The following is a 25993-nucleotide window of genomic DNA, read 5'->3' as shown; positions in this document are numbered from 1 at the left end:
AGTCTTATGATGAAGCGGAGCGAATGGGAACAGTGCAACATCCAAGGCGATGCGCCTTGCTGCCTGCCTGATTTTGGCTAACGGTGCTCGATACTCTTAAATACACAGGCATGCGGCAAAACCAACTTCTGAATCTAAAGCTTGGCGATATAAATCTTGAGGCCGGGACCATTAATCTCAGAGCTGAATCAGCAAAGAATCATCGTGAACATGCTGTCCCTATTGCCAAAGGGCTTCGTCCCGGGCTGCAGACGCTTTATGACAGGTCTTTAGCGCTTGAAGCGAAACCTGAAGACCCTCTTTTCAATGTTTCCCGGTTTTCCAGTAAGCGAACTGATGAACATGGATGTATGGATCCCCAACACTTGCGAGCTTTTTTCCGGCGGCTATCCAAAGAATGTCGTTCAGAAATTTCACCTCATCGTTTCAGGCATACTATCGCCACAAATATGATGAAGTCCCCTGATAGAAATCTAAGAACGGTTCAAGCTTTACTGGGACATTCAACGGTCAATGTGACATTGGAGTATGTGGAAGGTAATATGGACAGTTTACGTGTAGCGTTAGATGAAGTTTTTGGAGGATAGGATTAATCTTGAGTTAAATCTAAGTGACTGAAAGCAAAAAAGTGGGAGGTTCTTTACATAAGATTGACACTACCGGTGGAATACTGTCAAAATTCTTATCGGAATGACGTGAGAATGCCAGAGAGTGCATCGAACACTCTCCGGCTTCTTAGTCCCGAATGTTCAACAATCGATGCGATAAGCCTATTTATCACATGAAGCTGTTTCGGGTACTTATGTCATGCCCGTTAAGGATCTCAATCCTTAACGGACAGGCTCTGAAAATGGTGCCCGGACTCGGAATCGAACCAAGGACACAGGGATTTTCAATCCCTTGCTCTACCGACTGAGCTATCCGGGCAACGGGGCGCATTAAACCGTATCGGGCATGTGTCGTCAACGGCTTTTTGTGACAACAGCGGGGTTCGTCACCCGACTGATGCTTTTTACGACGATTTGTCGATTTAACTTACGGCTCAGGCTGCTTACCCTCTGTTCCCAACCGGCAATGAACCCGAAAAGCGTTGAAATCCGGGGCATAATCCATCTCGCATTCTGTAAGAAAATCGCAGTATGTTCAGGGTTGAACAGGGGGGTAAAAGATGCCATTATTGCGCCGATTTATTAAACAACTCTGTTCCCGTTTTCACGCGACAGCTCAAGAGGGTTGCGGCATGGCTGGTTTATCACATCGCGCTGTTGGTCAGTGCAAAAACAATCTGATGATGATCTCCGGGTGCTGTAAACACCACGATTTCAGTTTTTCTCCTTTTGCAGTCCCTTTCATGCGGTAAGGCTACCGTTTGCTCGCTGTTAGGCATTATTAAAAACAGAAAATAAAACAGAGCCGTTTTCTGATTTTACTGTTGTCTATCAGACGTGGCCTGGCCTGAAACCCGATTTGTCACCGCTTTGCCACACCGGCATTGTTCTGTTGCACTCGATATCTCGCTTAGCCAACGTCAATTGCCGGGCCGGACTCTGCGCTTAGGTTGTATGACGTAAGATCCCGCTCATTGCCGTGCCATCTGGCACACCCTCTTACTTAACCGTTTGAGAGTCTGAATGAAACACTTAAAACTTGCAGCAAGCGCTTCCGTCGCCCCTTATCTCCAGACTGCACGTCTGGTCGTTGATCTGCGTCGCGCCGATTACGCGGACGTTGCGGCCATCATTATTTCTGTCGGAGACCTGAATCACGGCAGGCTGGCGGAGATTGAAACGCTGGGATTTGGTATTCCCGCGTTTGTTGCGGTGCAGGGTACGGAGCAGGTATTACCTGAGTTTCTGCCGTTGCTGAAAGGCGTAATCACGCTGTCGGACGCCAGTCAGGCATTTTATGCCGCGCAGATTGAATCTGCCGCGCAGGCTTATGAAGAAGCGCTGTTCCCGCCGTTTTTCGATACGCTGAAAAAGTATGTCGAGATGGAGAACGCCACTTTCGCCTGTCCGGGACATCAGGGCGGTGAGTTTTTTCGTCGTCATCCGGCGGGGCGCCAGTTTTATGATTTCTATGGCCCGAATATTTTTCGCTCTGACATGTGTAACGCGGACGTCAAACTGGGCGATTTACTGATCCACGAAGGTTCAGCGAAAGATGCCCAAAAGTATGCGGCTAAAGTCTTCAGCGCAGATAAAACCTATTTCGTGCTCAACGGCACGTCTGCGGCCAATAAAGTCGTTACCAACGCGCTGCTGACCCGCGATGACCTGGTGCTGTTCGATCGTAATAATCACAAATCAAACCATCATGGTGCGCTGTTGCAGGCGGGCGCTACGCCGGTTTATCTCGAGACAGCGCGTAATCCGTTCGGCTTTATCGGCGGTATTGATGCGGCCTGTTTCGATGAGGCCTATCTGCGCAAACAAATCAAAGAAGTGGCACCTCACCGCGCGGCAGAAAAACGTCCGTTCCGTCTGGCGATTATTCAGCTTGGTACTTATGACGGTACCGTGTACAACGCGCGTCAGGTGGTCGATAAAATCGGTCATCTGTGTGATTACATCCTGTTTGATTCCGCATGGGTCGGTTACGAGCAATTTATTCCGATGATGAAAGAATGCTCGCCGCTGCTGCTGGAGCTTAACGAAAATGACCCTGGCATTATCGTTACGCAGTCGGTACATAAGCAGCAGGCCGGATTCTCTCAGACCTCGCAGATCCACAAAAAAGACAATCATATCAAAGGCCAGAAACGTCATTGCAGCCATAAAAAACTCAACAATGCGTTTATGATGCATGCGTCGACCAGCCCGTTTTACCCGTTGTTTGCCGCGCTGGACGTCAATGCGCGCATTCATGCCGGTGGCAGCGGAAAACACATGTGGATGGAGTGCGTGAAGCTTGGCATCGAAACCCGCAAAATGCTGCTTGATCAGTGCTCGATGATTTTACCGTTCGTTCCTCCAACCGTCGGCGGCAAACGCTGGCAGGATCACGAAACCAATGAAATGGCCAACGATGTGCGTTTCTTTGATTTTGTGCCGGGTGAACGCTGGCACGCCTTCGACGGTTATGCCGAAAAACAGTATTTTGTTGATCCGTGCAAGCTGCTGCTGACCACGCCGGGCATTGAGGCTTCCAGCGGTAAATACACGGAGTTCGGCATTCCGGCGACCATTCTGGCGAACTATCTGCGCGAGAATGGCATCGTGCCGGAGAAATGTGACCTGAACTCGATTTTGTTCCTGCTGACCCCGGCGGAAACACCAGCCAAAATGCAGTTGCTGGTGGAAGAACTGGTGCGCTTTGAGCAGTACATCGAAGAAGATGCGCCGCTCAGCGAAGTGTTGCCGACGGTGTATCGTAAAAACGAAGACCGCTACCGCAATTACACCATCCGCCAGCTGTGCCAGGAAATGCATAATCTCTACGTCAGCTTTGATGTGAAAGAGTTACAGAAAGAGATGTTCCGTGAGAAGAGTTTCCCGAAGGTAGTGATGAATGCGCAGGATGCGCATAACGAATTTATTCGCGATAACATCGAACTGGTGGCGATTGGTGATGCCGAAGGCCGTATCGCCGCAGAAGGCGCGCTGCCATATCCTCCTGGCGTGCTGTGTGTCGTGCCGGGTGAATTATGGGGCGGGGCGGTTCAGCGCTATTTTATGGCGCTGGAAGAAGGCATCAATTTGCTGCCGGGTTTCTCGCCGGAATTACAGGGTGTGTATATTGAGAAAAAAACGGTCGGCTGGAAGCGTGTGATGGGGTATGTGGTTTCTGCGTAATTCCCTATAAAACATAAATTATCCACTTGCTGGTTCTCAAATAATGGAGAGGCAATAGCCTCTCCATTATTTATGGAATTGATATGTTTTGTAAATGTTTTATTGTTTCAAGTATTGCCATTAATATAGATAGTCTGTGTGAGCTCGTTTAATTATTGGCATGCGTTATTAGTTGCAGCAAATAATTAGTTTTTTGTATGCTTAGTATTATATTAATTACACGTGTTGTTTTCATGTTCTTCTTCTCAACTTTCAAATCAAACTTGTTTCCAGATGTTGCTTTTTACTTTCCGTTCCTATAAATTGCCAAGCTTAGTTGAACTGTTGAAAATAAAAATTCCATGGAAAAGGATGCTAACGGAATGTACGGATTTTTATTTGCCACCCCTATCATTTGTTTTATTTTTTTACTGGCGGTGAGAGCGATAAGTATTAAATTAAAACTGGTCGACAAGCCTGATTACAGAAAAAAACACAGCAGTAATATTCCGCTGGTAGGCGGCATTGCTATCTATCTCACGGTGGTGGTAATAAATTTACTTTTTTTTCCTTCCGTTGCACACAACAATGCTTTTCTGATGAGTAGCTTCCTTCTGGTTTGTATCGGTGTTCTTGACGATCGCTATGCACTTTCAGTATTTCTTCGCGTGATTGTTCAGGCGGCAGGTGCAATTATCATTATGTCTGACGGCGTATATATTAGCTCTTTCGGCAATTTGTGGAACAATTACGAGCTCAGGTTGGGGATCCTAAGTTTCCCTGTCTCATTGCTGGCTGTCTGGGCATCAGTTAATGCTTTCAATATGATAGATGGAATTGACGGGCTGTTAGGCGGGTTAAGTATTCTGTCATTTACGGGATTGGCAATCTGCTTTGCTGTGGCAGGGCAAATGCATATGGCGCTGTACTGTCAGCTTTTTATTGCGGCAATTGTTCCTTTCATTCTCCTGAATGTCAGCTGTTCCAGGTTGAAAATTTTTATGGGAGATGCGGGGAGTACATTCCTTGGGTTTACGGTTATCTGGGCTATCATGCTAGCCACCGGGGAATATAATGCTGTGATGACACCTGCAACGGCAATCTGGTTGATCGCTGTCCCACTGATGGATCTGGTTGCGGTGATGTTTGGGCGTCTCATTCGAAGAAATTCTCCTTTCCAGCCAGACAGAACGCATCTGCACCACGTGCTCATAAATTATGGTTTCTCAAATAAAAAAACTCTCAGTATTATTCTTCTTGTCTCTTTTGGGATGAATGTATTTGGTATCGGATTAAACATTCTTAAAGTAAATGAACTGCTGTCTTTATTTTTATTCTGCCTGATTTTTGTCACCTATTGTTTAGTTCGTCACTGGCTGGTGATTCATACAAAATACTCAGAAGTCTCCCCAGGAGATGAGTCTCATAATAAAACCATAGAAATATCAGTGCAATAAATGCGACGATAAGTGATCTTTTATTATCGTCGGCATTATACTGAGTTTAAGATATGTTCAAATTCTGCTTCTTTTAAGCGGAGATAGGTTGTTATTATATTTTTTGTAAAGTGCTTATTAGCGTTTTCATTATTCTAATGGATATCTACAACATCCATGGGCGGTAGCGTGAAAAAATACTCAATGCTAGTGCAATATTTATCGATCCCTGAATTGAGTAACAACATTCCCTCCAGACTCCTTGTGAGGATTTTGCAAAGAACACCAAAATTAAATCTACTCCCCATGAAAATAAACGGTTAAAACGTCATGAAAGGTAAGATTGTTACTATCCCACTCATCATATTTGTAGTATCGCTTTGTGGATGTACGTTATCGCCTGGTATCGGTTTCAGTACTTCCGGTAAAAATGTCGTGAAAGAAAACGGCCCTTATCAGGATATTGATGCGATGGTCGATATTTATCCCATCACGCCTAAACTGGTGGAATCACTTGGTCGTCATCCTGCCATTGCGACAGTCAATAGCGACCTTGATTCACGTGTTAACAAGTACCAGTACTATGTTGGCATCGGCGATATATTAACAATTACGGTATGGGATCACCCTGAACTGACGACACCTGCTGGTCAGTATCGAAGTGCCGGCGATGCCGGAAACTGGGTTAACGCCGAGGGTGCCATATTTTACCCTTATATAGGTATGGTCAAAGTGGCAGGCAAAACGACCTCTGAAATTCGTCGTGATATTACCGCCAGACTCACCCAATATATCCAGTCGCCGCAGGTCGATGTCAATGTTGCGACGTTCCGCTCGCAGAAAGTCTATGTCACCGGTGAGGTGGAAAAATCCGGTCAGTTACCTGTTACTAACGTTCCCATGACCATTATGGACGCAATTAATCTGGCGGGGGGATTAAGTGAAAATGCAGACTGGAATAATATTGTGTTGTCGCATAATGGCGAGAAATCCCTCATTTCACTGCAGTCATTAATGAAGCATGGAGATATGCGGCAGAATCGTTTGCTTGAGCCGGGAGATATTCTTTATGTCCCGAGAAACGACGAGCTGAAAGTGTTCGTGATGGGCGAAGTGAAAAAGCAAAAAACATTACGCATGGATCGTAGTGGCATGACACTGACCGAAGCCCTCTCTAATGCCGAAGGCATGGATCCGTTAACGGCGGATGCCACAGGGGTATTTGTCATCAGAACCCTGAAAGGGGATGCTAAAAAGAAAATAGCGAACATTTACCAGTTGAATGCAAGTGATGCTGCAGCACTGGTGCTGGGAACCGAATTCCTGCTTGAGCCTTACGATATTGTTTATGTGACGACAGCTCCACTGGCTAAATGGAACCGCATTATCGGACAATTATTGCCAACCATTACCGGGATTCACGATCTGACGGAAACTGCCCATTATATTCGGAACTGGTAAGAAAAGGTGATATTTAATTCTATCCTGGTGGTATGCGTGGGGAATATATGTCGCTCACCGATTGCCGAAGCCCTGATGAAACAAAGGCTGCCTGAAAAAAATATACAGTCGGCAGGCTTGTCTGCGCTTAACGGACAAGAGGCTGATCACATGGCAAAAATGGTGGCTGAACGCCACGGGATATCACTGGAAAATCATAAGGCGAAGCCGTTCACACCAGAAAGGGGTAAGGAGTTCGATCTTATCCTGGTGATGGAGCGGACGCATATCAGTGCTATCACTCATTCTTTACCCGAAATCAGAGGGAAAATTATGTTGCTGGGCCACTGGAATCAGCGCAAAGAAATTCCCGATCCTTATGGAAAAGATATGGAAGCATTTGATTATATATTCTCTCTTATAAAAGAGTCAGTATCTGGCTGGAAGGCTGCTTTAGATTATCAGGGTTTAAAATGATTGAAAAAATAACGGGGCAGTCAGGAAATAAAAATATCCCGGACGAGTTTGATTTACGTAAAAACATGGGAGCTATCATTGATAAAAGATACATTATTATTGTGATTACGTTTATTTTTGTTTTTATCGGTTTGTTATATGCCTTTTTATCATCCCCGGTTTATCATGCTGATGCTTTAGTTCAGGTCGATCCCTCAGGCGAAATCGACATGATGAGTAATATCTCGCAATTATTGCCGGCGAAATCGCCTGTTTCTGCAACAGAAATGCAACTGATTACCTCTCGGGCAATCCTTGGAGAAACGGTTACTCAATTGAATCTGGATACTGAAGTTCGTTTTACCAGTTTCCCCATCATTGGAGAGGCGATACGACGTTATTCACAGCCTGGAGTGCCGCGGATTTCGGTGGATATCTTTGAGCCACGCGGAGGTGTTATCGGAGATTCTTATACTCTTGAAATTCTCAGTAACGCTGAGTATCAGATAACGTCACCATCCGGTGCTACCGTATCAGGAATGGCAGGGAAGATACTGGATACTCCTGAATTTCGTATTGAAGTGAACGAAATAAATGCTCTCAAGGGAGATAAGTTTTCTGTTACTAAAGTTGAAGTACTCAAGGTCATTGAGGAGTTACGGGCTAATGTTAACGTCATCGATCAGGGTAAAGATACCGGTATTTTGACTATTAGCTACAATGGCAGGGATCGTAAACAAATTAAGAACATCCTTCAGACAATTATTGATTGCTATGCTCTTCAAAGTATTCATCGAAAAGCGGAAGAAGCAGAGAAGAGTCTGGGATTTATTAAGAGTCAGCTTCCACTGGTAAAAAACAATCTCGGTATCGCGGAAACGAAATTAAACGCCTTCAGAAGCCGTAATAATTCCGTTGATTTACCGATGGAAGCAAAATCAACTCTCGATAGCATGGTGCAACTCGATGGCCAGATTAATCAGCTTATCCTTAAAGAAACCGAAATTTCAAAACTATATACCACACAACATCCGGCTTACTTAGCATTGATTGAAAAAATCCAGGTTCTGAAAGATGAAAAGAAAAATCTGAATGAAAAAGTCAGCACCTTGCCTCTGATGCAACAGGAAGTCGTCAGATTGACGCGTGATGTCCAATCGGGTCAGCTCATTTATATGCAGTTGTTGAATAAGCAACAGGAACTTAAAATCAGCCAGGCAAGTACAATTGGCTCTGTCAGAATTATCGACCGTGCCGTCACAGGATTAAAACCGGTCAAGCCTAATAAAGCCCTGGCAATATTTATCTTTGCTTGCCTGGGATTGATTTCCTCAGTTGGATTTATACTGGCAAAAGTCTCATTGCAGCAGGGTATCGATTCCGCAGAAATACTTGAAGATATCGGTCTTAATGTCGTTTCGAATGTACCTTTGTCAGAGTGGAGGAATAACCACTATTCTAATTCTATGAGAGATACTCGGCCTGTTAGTTTGTTAGCCCTTGAAAAAACATCAGATATTGCGATAGAAGCCCTGAGGAATTTAAGAACCAGCTTGTATTTCTCAATGATGGAAGCTGGTTCAAATGTGCTGATGATTTCCGGTGCCACCCCGGAGGTAGGTAAAACATTCATCAGCTCCAACCTTGCAGTGGTAGTGAGTCAGGGTGAAAAGCGGGTCTTATATATTGACTGTGACATGCGAAAAGGATACGCGCATCGGATCTTCGATATTAAGAACGTCGGGTTAACAGAGGCCATTACGGGTTCAATCACATATCAGGAAGCTGTTCAGAGCACTAAAATCCCCCGACTGGATATTATCACTCGCGGGAAGTTGTCAAAAAACCCTTCAGAGCTTTTGCTGCGTAAGCAGTATCACGATCTTATACATTGGGCCTCAGACAATTATGATTTCGTCATACTTGATGCGCCACCAGCCCTTGCGGTAAGCGATGCTGTTATTATAGGTAGATATGCAGGTATATCTATGCTGGTCGCTAAATTTGAGCAGAGCACAGTACGTGAAATAGAATCCGCAATCAGAGTATTTAACAGAAATAATATTGATATTAATGGAGTGATACTCAACGCAGTAGTTAATAAGCCTTCAGGTTTTTATAACTATGGAAAAAAAGAAATATATGAATATCATTCACCTGAAACATGAATATTTACCACTGAGTTTTTGACATTGCGGGGTTAAAAGAGATTCTTACTTTTTGCCAATCAAGACTGAATGACAATGCTTATCATGCCAGTTAGTGAAAATAATGAGAAAGATATTCAGTGATAGTATTATTTATGTCGGCGGGGAACTGATTGTAAAAATCTTCCCCTTCCTTCTTCTCCCTGTTCTCTCACGTGCTTTAGGCCCTGAGCAGTATGGGGAAATATCCTTGTTTAATGCTTACGTCTCGGTCTTTTTTGTCTTCATTGGACTAAACGCATCTGCCGCAATAATTAAGTACGAATATACGCAAGAAGATTACAACTCGGCAGACTATTTCTTTTCCTCTGTCATTATATCATCCGTTGCCTTTATCCTTTGCGTTGCTGGGGTATATGCTTTTTATCCGAGTGATATAATCATTCTTGCCGCGATTGCGGGGTATTTTCAATGTATTTATACAAACCTCGTATCGATTAATCAGTCCAGGAAAGAAGCGAAGAAATACATGACTGCTCAAGTCATTAATGCAGCAATGTCATTCGTTATCACATTATTGTTCTTGTACTATTTTAAGGTGAGCTATGAAATCAGGGTTTACGCGATTATTCTTGGTTTCCTGATTTCAATATTTATTTCTTCATGTTCCAATAGAACCTGGCTGAAGCAGGCCGATTTTTGTTTTGATACCGTTAAAAAAACATCATCACAATTGCTAATTTTTGGTATTCCACTCATTATTCATAATATGAGCTTTCTGGCCCGGTCAGGACTGGACAGGATTATGATCAGTAATTATTTTTCCAGTTCCACGCTGGGAAATTACTCTGCATCATTTCAGTTAAGCGTAATTATTACTGTGGTGCTGATGGCCCTGAATAAAGCATTAACCCCTCACCTATACAGTCAGTTGAAAAATAATAAAATCAGCCGTAAACACTTTACGCTGATCTTCATTGGGTATTTTTGCCTGAGCACACTGGTAACCATTGTCGCACAGTTAATTCCTGAGGGAGTATACAATCTTGTAGCGGGTGAGGAGTATAAGGACGTTAAACGATTTGTAGTAATTATGGTGCCTGCATTTTTATCGCAGGGATTCTATCTGATTATGGCATCGACATGTTTTTTTTATGGGAAGAGTAAAGCAATTTCTTATTGTACATTTACAGGGGGGGTTATTCATTGCGTTATATTACTCTTCGTTTGTAAGTTTATGACCGTGTTTTGTGTGCCATGGGTGCTATTTTTCTCAAATAATTTTGTGGCTTTGCTGATGTATATAACTGTGTTCAGGCCTGTGACAGAGAGCGGCCAGTGAGGTAACAGTGAATATTAATTTAAAACGCGGTGTTATTTACCTTTGTTTGATGATGCTCACTTCTGTATGTATAACACATCTTATTTTTGATGCCCGTGATGCTGTAGTCGGGGTGATTTTTACATTGACCGCGCTGAGCATTCCCGTGCTTACCACTCCAGGGGCACGATATAATTATTTAATCATTTCGGCGCTACTATTTTCTGCTGTTTATACTTTTTATTGTATTAATGTTTTTAATATTTTCCCCGGAATAGATGCGGTGCGATATTATGATTTTTTACTGTCAAATAATTCGCTGAATGAAATTTTATCCGGTGCTGTGGCGAGGATGGCCGCAATGCATGAGAACGGCATGACTGAAGGGCCGGGATCCTTCTTTATTTTCGGGGCACCAGTCCATATATTTTATAGTTTGATGCCTACCAAAGATCCATTTTATATTATCATTTTCAATTTTATATTTAAATTAATGAGCATCGCGGCAATGAGTCGATTATTTTTTAATGTGAGTTCAGTTGATTTTCGCTGTGTTTTGATATCCCTGATTATTGTTTCTCCGACGTTTAATTATTTTTCTTCAGTTTTTGGTAAAGATATATTTATTTTCTTCCTGACGATCCTTCTGGCTTTAGCGTTAGTCGATTTTTGTAAGACGCAGGGGAACGTGGTGAGATTATTCAAGGCCGTTATGATACTGATGTTGGCTGGCTATTGTTTCCTGCTCCGACCTTATTCTCCCGTAACCGCACTTCTGTATGTGGTTTTTACTCTGGAATATTATCGGACAATGAAGTTCATCACGTTAGGGGCTTTTTTTATTCTCATGTTGGCCGCATTTTTTAAATCTATTCTGCTGATTATTAACTGGCCCATGATTTTTGCTTTTATGTATATGGCTCCTAACCCTGCGCAGTGGATGAATTATGAGGGGTTTACATTGCTACCTGCGCTCTGTGTCATTGTGACTGTAGTTCTTCTTCTTATCAGGACAATAAAATATACCACACTCATTTTGGACCCCAGACTGATGTCATCGATTATGTGTGTCCTGATTTATTCTGCCGTAATGACGTTGGTTGGATTTTACGCTATCCGTACCGATTATACTTTTGGAAGCGTGGGGGATGCCGTTTTCAGAAAACAATTGCTCATTATGCCCCTGGTTATTTTCTCCATACTACTTTATTTAAGAACCTACGCCTCAGGGATATCAGATGAAGAAAATTAACGTTGTACACCTGTTAGGTCAATTGGATATCGGTGGGATTGAAAGTTGGCTTTTTGATTTTGTAGTAGAAACCTCAGAAAGTATTCAGCACATCTTTATCGTCGATAAACCCCATAAAGGGTTTTACGAAGATGTTTTATTAGCTATGGATTGCAAAATAATACATATTCCTTCTTATAAAAAACCGCTGAAATACCTGACTGCCTTATTCTCCGTTTTCAGGAAAAACCAATTTGACGTCTGTCATAGTCATGTCAGCTTCAATAATGGTCTCGTGGCGTACATTGCTAAAAGGTGTGGAATTGCGCGGATTATTTCCCATGCTCATTCAGATCGAGCGCTGCACTACCAAAATTCTGGTCTGATAAAACGCATTGAAATCGATTTCAAAATTTTCCTGGCTAAGCGTTATTCAACCTGTTGCGTCGCGGTAAGTGAAGATTCAGCGCGTTGCCACTATAAAACAGGGGCACCTGCGGTCAATATTATTCCCTGTGGCAAAAATTTCCATCGTCTGGTATTTACTGCCCCCACTTGCCTTAAACATGATTTGGGCATTGCTGAAAGCACGTTCGTATTGGGAACCGTCGGGCGAATGGAATCCGTAAAAAATCACGAATTCCTGCTTGAAATATTGTCGCAATACCGGGATCAAGATGTATGTTTACTGATTGTAGGTGAAGGAAGTTTACGGAAAGACTTACATAAAATGGCCGTTGAGCGAGGTCTCGCTGACAAAATTATCCTGACCGGCGCAAGAAACGATGCATTGTTAATTTTACGCGATGTTATGGATGTGTTCCTGTTTCCGTCGCTGCACGAAGGTCTCGGGCTTGCGGCTATTGAAGCTCAGGCCGCCGGATTACCGGTCATAGCGTCCTTGCAAGTTCCCCGGCTTATTGATGTGACTGAGCGTATTTCCCATCAGTCACTCAGCGATCTCTGCGCATGGACATCAGAAATTGATGTATTGATGACTCAGTCAGCAACGAAAAAAATTAATACTGATGTAATAACAGGGCGTTTTTCAATCAGGCAGAATGCGGCAGAAATATTGAGGTTATATGTCTGAAAATATAAAAACTGGTCGTGCGTCTTTTCGTCGCTGGCGGGGAGTTATTCTCGTTTTATGTACCATAACATCTCTTTTCCCGCAAATTTTTCGCGCTTATCTTCTGGATGTCTTCTCCGGTTTTCCCGGAAGAATCGGGGTGGGGATCCGTTATATTCTTATTCGTACGCTGGTAAAAAAGTGCGGAGAGAATGTCTATATCGGACGATGGTGCGTATTCAAAAATCCACAAAACCTCTCACTGGGTAGTAATATCAGTTTTCATGAACGTGCTTATGTTGATGCTGCTGGAAATATTTCTGTGGGCAGTGATGTGTCGTTTGCACATTCTGTTTCGATCATCTCCTTTGAACATCGTTACGAATTTTGCGGACAGCCCTTTAAATATCAGTCGCTCGACCTGAAAAATGTTTGTATTGCTTCAAATGTATGGGTGGGATGCGGAGTAAGGATCCTGGCAGGCTCGGTCATTGATTCTGATGTCGTGGTAGCAGCGAATTCTGTTACCAAAAAACACCTGACTGCGGGGGTGTATGCTGGAGCCCCTGCAATGAAAGTTAAGGAATTACCATGAAAATGGTTTTTGCGCATGACCACTATTTTATTCATCATGGCGAGAAAATATATTCTCCGGGTAAACTTCCTTATTCTGCTTTTGCCAGGTATTTTCATCATTTTGATGAAGTAATAGTTTTATCTCGTTATAAAATTGATTCCTCATTTTCGCCGCACTGGACTCTGGCCAGCGGCGATGGAATGATTTTTAAAAAAATAGAAAATAATTCCTCTTTGAAATCTGTGTTATTTACCTCCCGTAAAAATGTTACCGTAATTAAAGAAGCTCTCAGAGGTTGTGACGGCGTTGTGATCAGGTTACCCAGCGAAACAGGTCTTATTACCGCAAAGCTTGCGCGGCAGATGAATATTCCTTATGTTGTTGAAGTGGTAGCGTGCCCCTGGGATGCGATGATCGGATATGGCTCATTGAAAGGATTACTCTATGCCCCGGTGTTAACCTGGCGAGTGAAGCAGGTGATTAAAAAAGCCTGGGGTGCTATTTATGTTACAGGCAGTTTTTTGCAAAAACGCTACCCCAACACACATAATGTAGTGTCTGCTTCTAACGTAGAATTATTGCCAACTTCAGCTTATGTTCTTAATCAAAGACTGAATAAAATCACTGCGTCTTCCAGTGGGCCTTTCAAAATAGGCATGATTGCTTCTCTTGACAGTCCACATAAAGGTTTTAATACCCTTTATAAAGCAATTTATCGGCTAAAAAATCGAGGGTTTTCGATCGTTCTTGAAATCACGGGTGCGGGAAGTAAGTTCAAAAATATTAAACTGATTGATGAGTTATCCTTGCGTGACAATATTATTTTTTCCGGGCCAAGAACGCCGGGGAAAGACATTATTTCATTTCTTGATGCTGTCGATCTCTATGTGCAGCCGAGTAATCAGGAAGGGTTGCCACGGGCTGTGATAGAGGCCATGTCGCGAGCCTGCCCCGTGATCACCAGTTCTGCCGGAGGAATGCCCGAATTATGTCAAAGCAAATATTTGCATAAGCCAGATGATGCAAACGGGTTGGCAAAAAACATTGAAAACTTACTGAATAACCGTCAGGAAATGTTAATGATGGCGCGTTACTCATTTAATAAAGCGCGTTTTTATCAACCTGAGTTATTAGAAAGAATTCGCTTTGATTTCTTCAACCACTATAAATATTTTTTGCTTTCCCGCAGGAGTGTCTAGAGTGCAAAATTCTCTGTGTTTTTTTTGCATTGTACTGATATTTCTGATGAGCGGCTCTTTATGTCGGGCTGAAACAGTCATCATTGACTGCCTGATTACGCCTGACATTTATCACTTTTTTAAAGAGAGAAAAATAAAAAATACGAAGATTAAAATAATTCATCCGGGCTGTTTTCTCGGTCATCCTCTCTTCATTGACAGCAATACATCGCTTTCCGGTGAAAAAGGGGCGCAAATTCAACAGACTTTTATCTCACCGGATACTGTCGGCGTGATAAATATTTCTTCGGGCGATGGCACAAGGGCTGTCAGTAATGTGCAAATTTCGGAGGTTTCTTTTATTGGTGGTGCAGAAAAAAATGGGTTTGCAGAGCATAACCCTCTGATCAGTATATTCAATGCACACGATGTTACGCTTTCAAATTTAAACCTCACAGGGTTTCGTGGCGATGGAGTTTATGTCGGGCAGGGGAATGTTGTTTCAAACCACCATATTATCATAAGAAACGTCGTCTTTGACGGCGTTAACTTCAGTAACCGTAACGGCATTAGTATTATTGACGGGCATGATATCCTTATTGATGGAAATCGCTTTACCCGTATTTCCCGTAAAGGAATGCCTGGCAGCATTGATCTGGAGCCTAACACTTCGCTTCAGCGTATTTATAACATCATGATCAGTCGTAATCATTTCACCGATGTGCATGGAATGGCTGCTATTGTGGTAAGTCTGAGGCATGCGGGAGGGACTGTTCCTGATAACGTCACGATCAAAGATAATATCTTCGACAAGGTTGTCCGGGGTATTCTCATCAAATCAGTAATTCCGACCATTCAGGTTAATAATAATTTTCACATCTTTGATAATAAGAGTTCATCTGCAAGTAAAGGAGATTACAGCATTTGTAATGTCAATGCTGTGACAGGTAACAATCTTCCTGCAATAGAAAAATATTCTGATTCATGCTGGAAATCTTTAAGGATAAAACAGGATGTATTGCAATAAAAGTTAAAAGTTATTTTTTGCAACAAAAAGGAACGATAATTTTGAACGGAATCGATAAGAAAAACACCATCGCAATCACCGCCAACACCAGTTGGTATCTTTATAATTTTCGTAAAAACACTATTCTTGCTCTGTTAGAGAATGGCTATCAGGTTATAGCCATCTCACCTGTGGATGAATATACTCACCGTCTTGCTGAACTGGGATGTAAAACAGTTTCAGTGAAAATAGACTCTGGTGGGACGAGCATTATTAAAGATTTTATTACTCTGCTTTCGTCCTGGTATGTATTACGTAAAGAAAAAGTGGATGTCATTCTTAATTTCACACCTAAAAATAATATCTACTTTACGCTCGCAGCAAAGGTATTGAATATTCCAGCTATTAATAATATCGCCGGACTGGGTAGTGTTTTCATGAGCAAAGGGATGGTAAGGGTAATCTGTCAGCATCTGTATCGGTTCAGCCAGCGCTACGCGGCCAAAATATTTTTTCAAAATGAGGATGACCGCGAATTATTCCTGACTGAAATGCTACCTGATTACTTACATACCGAACGGTTACCGGGTTCTGGGGTTGATCTGGTTCGTTTTAATGTGACACCGGCACCCGACGATGATGTCGTGCGTTTCATCCTGATTGCACGCATGCTTTATTCCAAAGGGGTTGAGCATTATGTTGAAGCCGCACGTAAACTCAAGAAGCGTCATGGTCAACGCTGCGAATTTCGCTTGTTGGGATTTCTGGACGTTAGCAATCCGGCAGCGGTGAAGACTGAACGTATGGCCGCCTGGATTGAGGAAGGCAATATTCTATATCTGGGTACATCCGATAATGTTGAGCAGGAAATCGCGCAGGTTGATTGTATTGTGCTGCCTTCTTTTTATCGTGAAGGCGTGCCGAAATCATTACTTGAAGCCGGAGCAATGGGAAAGCCGCTGATTACCACCCGTAATATTGGCTGTCAGGAGACGGTAGACGACGGGATAAATGGCTTTCTGTGTGAGCTACAAGATACGGACTGCTTAACACGGGCGATGGAGCGGCTAATTAATATGACTCATATGCAACGCCTGGAAATGGGCAATGAGAGCCGGAAAAAGATGGTCAGGGAGTTCGATGAAAAGATCGTTATTTCCCGTTATCTGAAGGCAATCAAGCAAGTCTTGCCCTGAAGCGGCGGCTATTCTGCCTCCGCTTCAGGGCTGTTTGCTGACAAAACGGTCAGTCCACGCGGCGGTAGCTGCGCTGCGTGTTGTTCACTTTATACAGATAACGGCGTGATTCCCCTGACGGGTGTTTGGTCGTCAGCGTGGTGTAGACATCGCCCGGTGACATATTGTTGATGATGTTAAACGCCTGCGCTTTGTTCTGTGAGAACACGCGCAACACGCTGCCCGCCCCACCGTTATAGGCAGTAATCACCGCATAACGGCGCGATGTCGGGTTGCTGATATTCCCCAGATACACATTTTGCAACATCGCCAGATACGCGGTGCCGGTATTAATATTGTTCTGCGGATCAAACAGATAGCTGCGGCTTGGCTTGCCCCATTTCCCTTCCGATTTAAACACATCCACGCCAGCGGTGTGCTGCACAACCTGCATCAGCCCCAGCGCATCAGCGTTACTGACCGCATACGGGTTAAAGGCCGATTCTGTTTGCATGATCGCCAGTATCAGCGACTGATCGACGCCATATTTCGCGGAAGCTTCCCGGATCATCGGCAGGTATTTATGCGCACGCTGATTCAGGTGGTTTGGCACCATCTGAATCGTCACGGAATAAATCACATGAAGACCGGACTGACGACGCATCAGCTTGTTCTGGATCAGATAGTCGGCAAAGCTGGCTGCGCGGCCTTCCCAGCGGATTGGCTGACCGGTGTTGTCGAGAACCTGACCGTACAACATCGGTTCACGGCTGATCTGGATATCGTTGACGTCGGAATAGAGATCAACGTTGCCCGGGTCATCGCCCACCAGCAAGGTGCTGATAATTGCCTTGCGCAGGCTGGCAGCCGGATCGGTGCCTGAAATGGTTTCAAGAGTGATGGTACCCGCATCAAAGTTGATGTGGCTGCGGGTGTAATACTGATCGCTATATTTCACATAGTCTTTCGGACCCGCGATCAGGACCTCATTGAGGCCCCAGATATTTTCGATGTTATGGGCGAACTGCCCCATCAAAATGTCGAATCCGTTGGTATCTTTCACATAAGCTTCGTTGAACTGGTCTTTCTTACTGCCGGAGCAGGAGATCAACATGGGGGCGATAACCAGCAAAGCTAAAATTTTCTTCATCTTACAAGCCGTTTCTGATGAAAGAAGCAGGCGCCCGGAGCGCCTGCCTTAATGTTTCAACCATTATTACAAATGATTATTTTGATGGCGGGGTATAGCCTTCGATATGAACGTCCTGACCTTCAAACAGAAAATTTACCATTTCCTGTTCCAGCAATTTACGGTCATCCGGGTTCATCATGCTGAGTTTCTTTTCGTTGATCAGCATGGTCTGTTTGGCCATCCATTGCGACCAGGCTTCTTTAGAAATTTCATTAAAAATACGTTTGCCAATCTCGCCAGGGTACAGCTGGAAGTCTTGCCCTTCGGCATCGCGCTTGAGAAAGGTGCAAAAAATCGTTCTGCTCATGCTAATTCCTTATCGATCGTTCTGTTGGGGCGGTTATTTGCCAGGAGCCTGCTTTGCTAACTGCATCAGCAGACGTTCTACCGGCGCGGCCAGCCCGACGGATTGTGGTTGCGCTAAGTTATACCAGAGACCCGCACCTTCATCCATGCAACCCGCCGTAGAACGCAGATTTAACCACATCGGGACGATATCCAGATGGAAATGGCTGAAAGTGTGACGAAAGGCGGTCTGCTGCTGCAACGCATTTTGCGTAACACCGTATTTTTGCAGCCCCAGCGCGAGTTCGTCTTCGGTCGAATATTGTGGAAAGCAGAACAATCCCCCCCACAGGCCCACCGGCGGACGCTGCTCCAGCCAGACTTTATCTTCCTGTTGGATCATCAGCATAAAGGCCGTTTTTTCCGGCAACGTCGCCTTAGGCTTTTTACCCGGATATTTTGCCCAGCTGTTGTGTGCGTAAGCTGCGCAGCCTGATTTCACCGGGCATAGCTCGCATTTCGGCTTGCTGCGGGTACAAACCATTGCACCCAGATCCATCATTGCCTGATTAAACTGCGCGACCCCTTCGGCAGGTGTGACGTCTTCACTGATCGCCCACAGTTTATTTTCGGTTTTCTTCTCGCCCGGCCAGCCGTCAACGGCATAGCAGCGGGCCAGCACGCGTTTCACATTGCCGTCTAAAATGGGGTAATGCTGATTGAGCGCCAGCGACAAAACGGCGCCCGCAGTGGAACGGCCAATGCCGGGCAGAGCAAGGATTTCATCAAAGGTTGTCGGAAATACGCCGCCGTGCTGGCTGGCGATAGTCTGGGCCGCTTTATGCAGGTTTCGTGCGCGGGCGTAGTAACCCAGCCCGGTCCAAAGATGCAGTACTTCATCAAGCGGCGCGGCGGCGAGATCAGACACCGTCGGGAAACGTTCCATAAAGCGTTCAAAATAGGGGATGACAGTCGCTACCTGTGTTTGCTGCAACATCACTTCTGAAAGCCAGACTTTATAGGGCGTTTTGGCGATTTGCCAGGGCAGCGTTTTGCGGCCATAGCGCTGATACCAGTCGAGCACCAGCGGCGAAAAACTTTTTGCTTCCATAAAATCAGGGGCTTCCAACATGGGTGAATGACGGTCCGGCAGGGTTAAAAGACGGGGCTGATCACATCACAGTTCCCGTCTGGCTGTAAACCGGAACTTTCCGCACTGTATTGACGGATTTCCTGCCCGCAAACCTTGCTAATCGGAGGTAAGTTTGGATAATGCGCCTTTCCTTATATTCAGTGACCAAAGCACAGGCATCCGCGCGCGGGTCCCGCGTCTTGCCAATCGGAGTGGAAACACCATGAAAAACGACGTCATTTCACCGGAGTTTGACGAGAACGGTCGCGCGATGCGCCGTATCCGTAGTTTTGTCCGCCGCCAGGGCCGTCTGACCAAAGGTCAGCAATTCGCGCTGGACAACTTCTGGCCGGAAATGGGCGTGGAGTTTCAGGCAGAACCTCTGGATATTGATGCCTTATTTGGTCGCTCAGCACCGGTTGTGCTGGAAATCGGTTTCGGAATGGGCACGTCGCTGGTCACGATGGCGAAACAGAATCCGCAGCAGAATTTCATTGGCATTGAAGTTCACTCGCCTGGCGTGGGTGCCTGTCTTGCGACCGCGCATGAAGAGGGCGTCAGTAACCTGCGCGTGATGTGTCACGATGCGGTTGAAGTGCTGGAAAAAATGATTCCGGATGGCTCGCTCGACATGGTGCAGCTATTCTTTCCTGACCCGTGGCACAAAGCGCGCCATAATAAGCGCCGTATCGTGCAGCCGAAATTCGTTGAGAAGCTGCGCAAGAAACTGAAAGTGGGCGGTGTATTCCACATGGCAACCGACTGGGAGCCGTATGCGGAGCACATGCTTGAAGTCATGACCGGTTTAGAAAGCTGGGCGAACCTGTCGCAGGAAAACAATTATGTTCCGCGTCCGGAATCTCGTCCGGTGACCAAGTTCGAAATGCGTGGCCAGCGTTTAGGCCACGGCGTATGGGATCTGATGTTTGAGAGGAAGCAATAATGGCTACAAATCGCAGTCGTCGTTTACGTAAGAAGTTACACATTGCCGAGTTCCAGGAACTGGGCTTCTCTGTAAAATGGCGTTTCCCGGAAGGTACCGCGGTAGAAACCATTGACGAGTCACTGGATAAATTTATTGACGGTGTGATCGAGCCAAACAAACTGGCCTTCGACGGCAGTGGCTATCTGCAATGGGAAGGTCTGGTATGCCGTCAGGACATCGGTCATTGCACTGATGAACAGCGCGCGCAGGTTAAAAAATGGTTGGAAGACCATAAAATGGAAGACGTAGAAGTCAGCGATTTATTCGATATCTGGTGGGATTAATCCCCGCAGATCTTAAGGATCTCTGAATCTCAAAAAGGTGCCTCTCCGGCACCTTTGTTACATCTGGAGGCAGGACGTTGGGTACTGAACTTGATAACAGTTTGCTGGAAGATATTCTTGCGCAGGTCAGGCCGCTGATAGGTCGCGGTAAAGTGGCCGGTTACATTCCCGCGCTGGCGGAAGTCAGCCCCGATCATTTAGGCATCGCCGTGTGTACCACGCAGGGGCAGATCTTTCGTGCCGGTGATGCCGATATGCGTTTCTCGATCCAGTCGATCTCAAAAGTTCTTAGCCTGACGCTGGCGCTGACCCGTTATCAGGAAAGCGAAATCTGGCAGCGTGTCGGCAAGGAGCCGTCTGGTCAGCCGTTTAATTCTCTGGTACAGCTTGAGCTGGAACAGGGAAAACCGCGTAATCCGTTTATCAATCCGGGCGCGCTGGTGGTCTGCGATATGCTGCAAACACGTCTTTCGGCACCGAAGCAGAGAATGCTGGAAGTGGTGCGTCAGCTGGCCGGATCGGCAGATCTCAACTACGATCGGCACGTTGCGCGTTCTGAATTTGAACACTCTGACCGCAATGCCGCCATTGCTTATCTGATGAAATCTTTCGGCAATTTTGATAACGATGTCATCACCGTTTTGCATACCTATTTTCATTACTGCGCACTGCGGATGAGTTGTGAAGAACTGGCGCGCACCTTTGTGTATCTGGCCAATAAAGGGCACCCGCTCGGCAGTGAGACACCGCTTATTGATGCCCGTCAGGCGCGGCAGATTAATGCGATGATGGTGACCAGCGGTATGTACGATGGTGCAGGTGAATTTGCCTATCGCGTCGGGATGCCGGGCAAATCCGGCGTCGGCGGCGGCATCATTGCCGTGGTGCCGGGGGAGATGTGCATCGCGGTATGGTCGCCGGAACTTGATGCGGCAGGGAACTCTTTGGCAGGTATTGCTGCCTTAGAATTACTGGCGCAACGTATTGGCCGTTCAATTTTTTGAGTTTGCTGTCTTAAGGGAGAGTACATGTTAGTAAAAAGTGGAGTGGTAAAAACCGGACTTGCTGCATTGCTGGCGCTAAGTGCATGGAGTGCTCAGGCTGATTATCAATGTGGCGTACAGCCTAAAGATGACGTGATCATCAAGCCGCAGACCGTTCAGGTGGTCGGTAACAGCGGTGATTTGCTGATCACCCCAAATGGTAACGTGACCCTCAACGGTAAAGACATCACCCTGAGCGCCAGACAGCGTCAGGAAGCCATCGACTATCAGGCCGGTTTACGCCGTGACCTGCCATGGATTGACCAGGGTGCGACGGCGCATCTCGAAAAAGGCCGTGTGGCGGTTGACCGGGTGATCGTCGAGAAACTGGGCTCTGACAGCAATGTGCGTAATCGTCTGGTTAAGCTCGATAAGCAACTGAAAGAGCAGATGAACCTCATTATTGAGCACCGCACTGACGGCCTGACTTTCCACCATAAAGCGGTGGATCAGGTTAAGCAGAATGGCCAGAAGCTGATGGAGCAAACCATGGGCGGTGTGATGCAGGACAGCATCAACGAGATGGGCCTCAAACAGGCAACCAGCGGCGGAAATCCGCTGCAGGCAATGATGGGGAATCTTGGCGGCCTGCAGCAAGCCATTCAGGAAGAGTGGAACAGGCAGGAAAAAGAGTTCAAAGCCTTTGGCGATGACGTCTGTAAACGCGTAACCAATCTGGATACTCAGCACAAAGCCTTGCTGGCAGATTTGAAACAATAATCGTCAGTTTCAAACGTCAGGCATAAAAAGGCCTTCCGCTGATAAACCGGAAGGCCTTTTCTTTTTTGGCTCTACGCGATATTACCGCTTACTCCGCCAGAAACAGCTCCAGCAGTGAATTGAGGAACAGTTTACCTTTGCCGGTGATCTGCCAGTGCGTGTCGGTTTCCAGCAGATATTCTTTGGCGATCGCGTCATCAAGCTGTGCGCGGATCACGGATTCGTCCAGCCCGGTATACAACCCAAACTCTTCACGCGGCGCGGCTTCCAGCAGACGGAAGCGGTTCATGAAGAATTCAAACGGCAAATCTGCGGTTTCTACCGGATGCTGTTTATCCATGTAGCGTCCCTGCATATAACCGCGCGGGTGTTTGGTTTTCACGGTGCGCAGGATGTGTCCGTCGGGTTGTGTCAGTTTGCCATGTGCGCCACAACCGATGCCGAGATAATCTCCGAAGCGCCAGTAGTTCAGGTTGTGCTGACACTGGTAGCCCGGTTTGGCATACGCCGAGGTTTCGTATTGCTGGTAACCGGCTGCGGTCAGCAACTGATCGCCCTGCTCGAAGATATCCCACAGCGCGTCATCATCCGGCAGTTTTGGCGGGCGCGAGGCATACATCGTGTTCGGCTCGATAGTCAGCTGATACCACGACAAATGCGGCGGATTAAGGGCGATTGCCTGGCGCAAATCGTCCAGCGCTTCTTCCAGTGTCTGATCCGGCAAGCCGTGCATCAGATCCAGATTGAAACTGCGCAGATTCAGGCTGGTCGCCAGATGTGCCGCACGCTTTGCCTCATCAGGCCCATGAATGCGCCCCAGACGCTCCAGTTTCTGCGCATCGAAACTTTGTACGCCAATGGAGATACGGTTCACACCGGCGCGCTGATAGCCGCTGAAGCGGTCAGCTTCGACGGTACCAGGATTAGCTTCCATGGTAATTTCGGCGTGGGCATCAAGCGGCAAACGCGCCCGCACGCCGTCGAGCAAGGTCTGCATTGCTTCACTGCTCAGCAGGCTTGGGGTTCCGCCGCCGATAAAGATTGTCCCCACACTGCGCCCGCCCACCAGATGCAGGTCTGCATCCAGATCGGCCAGCAGATGCGCGACATAATCGTCATGCGGCACTTCGCCCTTTAACGCGTGCGAGTTGAAATCGCAGTAGGGGCATTTTTGCACGCACCACGGAATATGAATGTAGAGACTCAGCGGCGGCAACTTACGCATTCTTCTGTACAGCCTCTTTCATCGCGGCAAGCAACAGTTTCAGTGCCTGACCCCGGTGTGATACCGCACTTTTTTCTTCGCGGGTCAGTTCTGCCGCCGTTTTGCCTAGTTCAGGGACATAAAAAATCGGGTCATAGCCAAAGCCGCCTTCGCCTGCTTTGGCAAAGGTGATTTCGCCTGCCCAACTGCCGTGGCACACCAGCGGCGTCGGGTCTTCAGCGTGGCGCATATACACCAGCACACAATGGAACTGCGCATTGCGCTGGCCCGCAGGCACGTCTTTCAGTGCGATCAGCAGCTTATCAAGATTTTCCTGATCGGAGGCGTCAGCACCCGCGTAGCGTGCAGAATAAATCCCCGGCGCGCCACCGAGAAAATCGACGGCCAGACCGGAATCATCGGCAATGGCTGGCAAACCGGTAATGGCCGCTGCATGACGGGCTTTCAGGATGGCGTTCTCAATGAACGTCAGCCCGGTTTCTTCGGCGGATCCCACGCCGAGTTCAGTTTGCGCGACCACATCCAGCCCGAAACCGGCCAGAAGATGTGCGAGCTCACGCACTTTACCGGCGTTGCCGGTAGCTAATACGACTTTCTGCATGGGAGAGTCCTGACGTAAACGTTATTCTGCGAGCAGTACCGCGACCTCAGTCGGGATATTTTGCGGGTGTGTAATGCGGACTTGTTTATGGCGGCCCAGCTCGCCCTTTTCAATGCTTATCTGACTTTTGGCGACTTTAAACTGTTTTGCGAGAAATTTCACCAGATGTGTATTCGCCTGGCCATCCACCGGCGGGGCGGTGATGGCGACTTTCAGTTCGTCGCCATGCAAACCCACCAGGCTGTCGCGGCTGGCTTTGGGCTGGATAACCAGCCGCAAAACCAGCGCATCGGACTGCCAGAACGCCGGACTTAAAGCTGAAACCACAGCGCACCCAGCAGATCCATACCGAGATAGTTCAGCATATAGAGGATAAGGATCACGACCATCGCCGAGAAATCAATACCCCCCATGGCCGGAAGAATACGGCGAATGGGGGCCATCAGTGGTTCGGTCAGTTGCAACAGCAGATAATCCATTGGCCCGCGGCCCTGGCTCACCCAGCTCATCAGGGAGCGGATAATCACCAGCCAGAACACCAGATAACCCGCCGCTTTGACCAGCCCTATCAGGCCAATCAGCAGGCTGCTCAGACCAAAGAAGATGGCACCGCTCTGGATAAGTAACAGCAGCGGGAATTTGACGGTGCAAAGAATGAAAGCCAGCAGCAAACTCGCGCTGTCAATCGGGCCCAGCGGCGGAATAATCCGGCGCAGCGGTCCGATAACGGGCTGAGTAATTTTCACCACGAACTGTGAAAACGGGTTATAAAAATCTGTACGTGCCCATTGCATCCAGATGCGCAGCAGCAGAACCATCACGTAGAGATCAATCAGTGTTTTGACCAGAAAAGTCAGCGTTAGCATGCGTTACCTTTAATATTTTAATTAGAACAGTTTTTCCATTTCCTGCGCGCGGGTAATGGCGGCCTGCATGGCCCCGGAGACAATCTCCGGTAATTTACGGTCGGTGAAAACCTTCAGCGCTTCAAACGTCGTACCGCCTTTGGACGTCACATTCTCACGAAGTTGTGACAATGGCGTGTCCGGGCTGGCGGCGACTAAAGCACTGGCACCGCTGGCGGCTTGTTCAACCAGCATCCGCGCGGTTTCTGCACTGAAACCCAGACGCTGCGCTTCGGCCTGCATTGCTTCCATAAACAGGAAGAAATACGCCGGTGCGCTGCCTGCGGCGGCGATCACATGGTTGATACCTTCTTCGGTATCGACCCAGCAAATTTTGCCGACGGCGGTCATCAGTTCGCCGCTGTAATCACGGTCTGCCTGAGAAACCTGAACCGGTGCGTACAGGCCGCTCATGCCTTTCCCGACGAGGGATGGCGTGTTTGGCATAATACGCACGATGTTCAGATTATCGCCCAGCAGTTCACAGAAACGCGCCACACTGACGCCTGCGGCAATCGACAGTACCAGCTTGCCGCTAAAATCCACGTCTTTTTGCAGTGCTTTACACACATCGGCCATCATTTGTGGTTTTACCGACAAAACAACGACATCCGCCTCTTTTGCACAGCCGCTGTTATCGCTGCTGCTTTGCACGCCATATTTTTCAGCCAGCGCATCGCGATGCGTGGTGGAAGGGGCACAAACGCTGATGAGATTTGCCGGATAGCCGCTGTCGACCAGGCCGGAAATAATTGCGCCCGCCATATTACCGGCGCCGATAAAACTGATTTTGCGATGTTGCATTCATG

At 46.7% G+C, this 25993-nt stretch carries 25 protein-coding genes and 1 tRNA gene; 17 read left to right on the top strand and 9 right to left on the bottom strand.

Translation table 11 applies throughout. From position 1 onward, the window contains the following. The first annotated feature begins 83 nt into the window (after positions 1–83). Positions 84–587: a site-specific integrase gene (locus RAHAQ2_RS25110; RefSeq protein WP_238532041.1), complete on the top strand. Its 504-nt coding sequence runs from the start codon at positions 84–86 to the stop codon at positions 585–587. A gap of 264 nt (positions 588–851) precedes the next feature. Here RAHAQ2_RS25110 and RAHAQ2_RS17610 read toward each other — a convergent pair. After that, positions 852–927 (bottom strand) — tRNA-Phe (locus RAHAQ2_RS17610). A gap of 704 nt (positions 928–1631) precedes the next feature. Between RAHAQ2_RS17610 and speF the strand changes: the two genes are divergently transcribed. The 12 genes from speF to RAHAQ2_RS17550 all read left to right on the top strand — a co-directional run bounded on the left by speF (position 1632) and on the right by RAHAQ2_RS17550 (position 16833). After that, positions 1632–3794 (top strand): ornithine decarboxylase SpeF, encoded by a 2163-nt coding sequence (gene speF, locus RAHAQ2_RS17605; protein WP_015698521.1) that lies wholly within the window; start codon positions 1632–1634, stop codon positions 3792–3794. 341 nt (positions 3795–4135) lie between these two features. Further along, positions 4136–5230, top strand: coding sequence for a UDP-N-acetylglucosamine--undecaprenyl-phosphate N-acetylglucosaminephosphotransferase (gene wecA / locus RAHAQ2_RS17600; RefSeq protein WP_238532040.1), 1095 nt, complete (start codon positions 4136–4138; stop codon positions 5228–5230). Between the two features lie 309 nt (positions 5231–5539). After that, positions 5540–6670, top strand: coding sequence for a polysaccharide export protein (locus RAHAQ2_RS17595; protein WP_015698518.1), 1131 nt, complete (start codon positions 5540–5542; stop codon positions 6668–6670). A gap of 6 nt (positions 6671–6676) precedes the next feature. Further along, positions 6677–7126: a low molecular weight protein-tyrosine-phosphatase gene (locus RAHAQ2_RS17590; RefSeq protein WP_015698517.1), complete on the top strand. Its 450-nt coding sequence runs from the start codon at positions 6677–6679 to the stop codon at positions 7124–7126. Further along, on the top strand, positions 7123–9273 hold the full coding sequence (locus tag RAHAQ2_RS17585) for a polysaccharide biosynthesis tyrosine autokinase (RefSeq protein WP_015698516.1): 2151 nt from the start codon (positions 7123–7125) through the stop codon (positions 9271–9273). Before RAHAQ2_RS17590 ends, RAHAQ2_RS17585 begins: the two co-directional genes overlap by 4 nt. A gap of 103 nt (positions 9274–9376) precedes the next feature. Continuing rightward, positions 9377–10594, top strand: a complete 1218-nt coding sequence (locus RAHAQ2_RS17580; RefSeq protein ID WP_015698515.1) for an oligosaccharide flippase family protein — start codon at positions 9377–9379, stop codon at positions 10592–10594. A gap of 7 nt (positions 10595–10601) precedes the next feature. After that, positions 10602–11825, top strand: coding sequence for a hypothetical protein (locus RAHAQ2_RS17575; protein WP_015698514.1), 1224 nt, complete (start codon positions 10602–10604; stop codon positions 11823–11825). Next, positions 11812–12897 carry a glycosyltransferase gene (locus tag RAHAQ2_RS17570; RefSeq protein WP_015698513.1) on the top strand — a complete coding sequence of 362 codons (1086 nt, stop codon included), beginning with the start codon at positions 11812–11814 and terminating at the stop codon, positions 12895–12897. Before RAHAQ2_RS17575 ends, RAHAQ2_RS17570 begins: the two co-directional genes overlap by 14 nt. Continuing rightward, positions 12890–13471, top strand: a complete 582-nt coding sequence (locus RAHAQ2_RS17565; RefSeq protein WP_015698512.1) for an acyltransferase — start codon at positions 12890–12892, stop codon at positions 13469–13471. The genes RAHAQ2_RS17570 and RAHAQ2_RS17565 overlap by 8 nt, the downstream gene beginning before the upstream one ends. Further along, the gene (locus RAHAQ2_RS17560) at positions 13468–14652 is read left to right on the top strand and encodes a glycosyltransferase (protein ID WP_015698511.1); all 1185 of its coding nucleotides are present in this window, start codon (positions 13468–13470) and stop codon (positions 14650–14652) included. Before RAHAQ2_RS17565 ends, RAHAQ2_RS17560 begins: the two co-directional genes overlap by 4 nt. Before the next feature lies 1 nt (position 14653). Next, positions 14654–15658 (top strand): glycoside hydrolase family protein, encoded by a 1005-nt coding sequence (locus tag RAHAQ2_RS17555; protein WP_015698510.1) that lies wholly within the window; start codon positions 14654–14656, stop codon positions 15656–15658. Between the two features lie 41 nt (positions 15659–15699). Next, positions 15700–16833: a glycosyltransferase family 4 protein gene (locus RAHAQ2_RS17550; protein ID WP_037040244.1), complete on the top strand. Its 1134-nt coding sequence runs from the start codon at positions 15700–15702 to the stop codon at positions 16831–16833. Positions 16834–16882: 49 nt separating this feature from the next. Here RAHAQ2_RS17550 and mltC read toward each other — a convergent pair whose 3' ends face one another. From mltC to mutY, 3 genes are all read right to left on the bottom strand, one after another. Beyond that, the gene (gene mltC / locus RAHAQ2_RS17545; protein WP_015698508.1) at positions 16883–17962 is read right to left on the bottom strand and encodes a membrane-bound lytic murein transglycosylase MltC; all 1080 of its coding nucleotides are present in this window, start codon (positions 17960–17962) and stop codon (positions 16883–16885) included. 76 nt (positions 17963–18038) lie between these two features. After that, complete coding sequence (locus RAHAQ2_RS17540) at positions 18039–18311, bottom strand: oxidative damage protection protein (protein ID WP_013576841.1); 273 nt, start codon at positions 18309–18311, stop codon at positions 18039–18041. A gap of 33 nt (positions 18312–18344) precedes the next feature. Then, complete coding sequence (gene mutY, locus RAHAQ2_RS17535; RefSeq protein WP_015698507.1) at positions 18345–19421, bottom strand: A/G-specific adenine glycosylase; 1077 nt, start codon at positions 19419–19421, stop codon at positions 18345–18347. Between the two features lie 223 nt (positions 19422–19644). Between mutY and trmB the strand changes: the two genes are divergently transcribed. The 4 genes from trmB (at position 19645) to RAHAQ2_RS17515 (ending at position 22453) form a co-directional block, all read left to right on the top strand. Further along, positions 19645–20364 (top strand): tRNA (guanosine(46)-N7)-methyltransferase TrmB, encoded by a 720-nt coding sequence (trmB, locus tag RAHAQ2_RS17530; RefSeq protein ID WP_037040240.1) that lies wholly within the window; start codon positions 19645–19647, stop codon positions 20362–20364. Continuing rightward, positions 20364–20690 (top strand): YggL family protein, encoded by a 327-nt coding sequence (locus RAHAQ2_RS17525; RefSeq protein ID WP_015698505.1) that lies wholly within the window; start codon positions 20364–20366, stop codon positions 20688–20690. The genes trmB and RAHAQ2_RS17525 overlap by 1 nt, the downstream gene beginning before the upstream one ends. A gap of 77 nt (positions 20691–20767) precedes the next feature. Continuing rightward, positions 20768–21694 (top strand): glutaminase B, encoded by a 927-nt coding sequence (gene glsB, locus RAHAQ2_RS17520; protein ID WP_015698504.1) that lies wholly within the window; start codon positions 20768–20770, stop codon positions 21692–21694. 24 nt (positions 21695–21718) lie between these two features. Continuing rightward, positions 21719–22453, top strand: a complete 735-nt coding sequence (locus tag RAHAQ2_RS17515; protein WP_015698503.1) for a YggN family protein — start codon at positions 21719–21721, stop codon at positions 22451–22453. Positions 22454–22541: 88 nt separating this feature from the next. Here the strand turns inward: RAHAQ2_RS17515 and hemW are convergent, their stop codons facing one another. The 5 genes from hemW to proC are packed head-to-tail and all read right to left on the bottom strand — an operon-like array spanning position 22542 to position 25988. Then, complete coding sequence (gene hemW, locus RAHAQ2_RS17510; RefSeq protein ID WP_015698502.1) at positions 22542–23678, bottom strand: radical SAM family heme chaperone HemW; 1137 nt, start codon at positions 23676–23678, stop codon at positions 22542–22544. Continuing rightward, positions 23671–24279, bottom strand: coding sequence for an XTP/dITP diphosphatase (locus RAHAQ2_RS17505; RefSeq protein ID WP_015698501.1), 609 nt, complete (start codon positions 24277–24279; stop codon positions 23671–23673). The genes hemW and RAHAQ2_RS17505 overlap by 8 nt, the downstream gene beginning before the upstream one ends. A 21-nt stretch (positions 24280–24300) precedes the next feature. Next, positions 24301–24606 (bottom strand): DUF167 family protein YggU, encoded by a 306-nt coding sequence (gene yggU / locus RAHAQ2_RS17500; RefSeq protein WP_015698500.1) that lies wholly within the window; start codon positions 24604–24606, stop codon positions 24301–24303. Further along, positions 24591–25145 carry a YggT family protein gene (locus RAHAQ2_RS17495; protein WP_015698499.1) on the bottom strand — a complete coding sequence of 185 codons (555 nt, stop codon included), beginning with the start codon at positions 25143–25145 and terminating at the stop codon, positions 24591–24593. Before RAHAQ2_RS17495 ends, yggU begins: the two co-directional genes overlap by 16 nt. Before the next feature lie 21 nt (positions 25146–25166). Beyond that, positions 25167–25988, bottom strand: coding sequence for a pyrroline-5-carboxylate reductase (gene proC / locus RAHAQ2_RS17490; protein WP_015698498.1), 822 nt, complete (start codon positions 25986–25988; stop codon positions 25167–25169). Positions 25989–25993 lie beyond the last annotated feature (5 nt).

This window comes from Rahnella aquatilis CIP 78.65 = ATCC 33071, assembly GCF_000241955.1.
GTDB classification, from domain to species: domain Bacteria; phylum Pseudomonadota; class Gammaproteobacteria; order Enterobacterales; family Enterobacteriaceae; genus Rahnella; species Rahnella aquatilis.
Note: the sequence above shows the minus strand (reverse complement) of the source record. Positions and strands in the feature narration are given on the sequence as shown.

Coding starts and splice junctions, on each gene's coding strand:
- RAHAQ2_RS17560 (WP_015698511.1), top strand. CDS start 13,468: ATGAAAATGGTTTTTGCGCATGACCACTATTTTATTCATCATGGCGAG.
- RAHAQ2_RS17565 (WP_015698512.1), top strand. CDS start 12,890: ATGTCTGAAAATATAAAAACTGGTCGTGCGTCTTTTCGTCGCTGGCGG.
- RAHAQ2_RS17585 (WP_015698516.1), top strand. CDS start 7,123: ATGATTGAAAAAATAACGGGGCAGTCAGGAAATAAAAATATCCCGGAC.
- RAHAQ2_RS17495 (WP_015698499.1), bottom strand. CDS start 25,145: ATGCTAACGCTGACTTTTCTGGTCAAAACACTGATTGATCTCTACGTG.
- RAHAQ2_RS17505 (WP_015698501.1), bottom strand. CDS start 24,279: ATGCAGAAAGTCGTATTAGCTACCGGCAACGCCGGTAAAGTGCGTGAG.
- RAHAQ2_RS17525 (WP_015698505.1), top strand. CDS start 20,364: ATGGCTACAAATCGCAGTCGTCGTTTACGTAAGAAGTTACACATTGCC.
- wecA (WP_238532040.1), top strand. CDS start 4,136: ATGGAAAAGGATGCTAACGGAATGTACGGATTTTTATTTGCCACCCCT.
- trmB (WP_037040240.1), top strand. CDS start 19,645: ATGAAAAACGACGTCATTTCACCGGAGTTTGACGAGAACGGTCGCGCG.
- speF (WP_015698521.1), top strand. CDS start 1,632: ATGAAACACTTAAAACTTGCAGCAAGCGCTTCCGTCGCCCCTTATCTC.
- mutY (WP_015698507.1), bottom strand. CDS start 19,421: ATGTTGGAAGCCCCTGATTTTATGGAAGCAAAAAGTTTTTCGCCGCTG.
- RAHAQ2_RS17540 (WP_013576841.1), bottom strand. CDS start 18,311: ATGAGCAGAACGATTTTTTGCACCTTTCTCAAGCGCGATGCCGAAGGG.
- RAHAQ2_RS17595 (WP_015698518.1), top strand. CDS start 5,540: ATGAAAGGTAAGATTGTTACTATCCCACTCATCATATTTGTAGTATCG.
- RAHAQ2_RS17580 (WP_015698515.1), top strand. CDS start 9,377: ATGAGAAAGATATTCAGTGATAGTATTATTTATGTCGGCGGGGAACTG.
- RAHAQ2_RS17515 (WP_015698503.1), top strand. CDS start 21,719: ATGTTAGTAAAAAGTGGAGTGGTAAAAACCGGACTTGCTGCATTGCTG.
- RAHAQ2_RS17570 (WP_015698513.1), top strand. CDS start 11,812: ATGAAGAAAATTAACGTTGTACACCTGTTAGGTCAATTGGATATCGGT.
- hemW (WP_015698502.1), bottom strand. CDS start 23,678: ATGCGTAAGTTGCCGCCGCTGAGTCTCTACATTCATATTCCGTGGTGC.
- mltC (WP_015698508.1), bottom strand. CDS start 17,962: ATGAAGAAAATTTTAGCTTTGCTGGTTATCGCCCCCATGTTGATCTCC.
- proC (WP_015698498.1), bottom strand. CDS start 25,988: ATGCAACATCGCAAAATCAGTTTTATCGGCGCCGGTAATATGGCGGGC.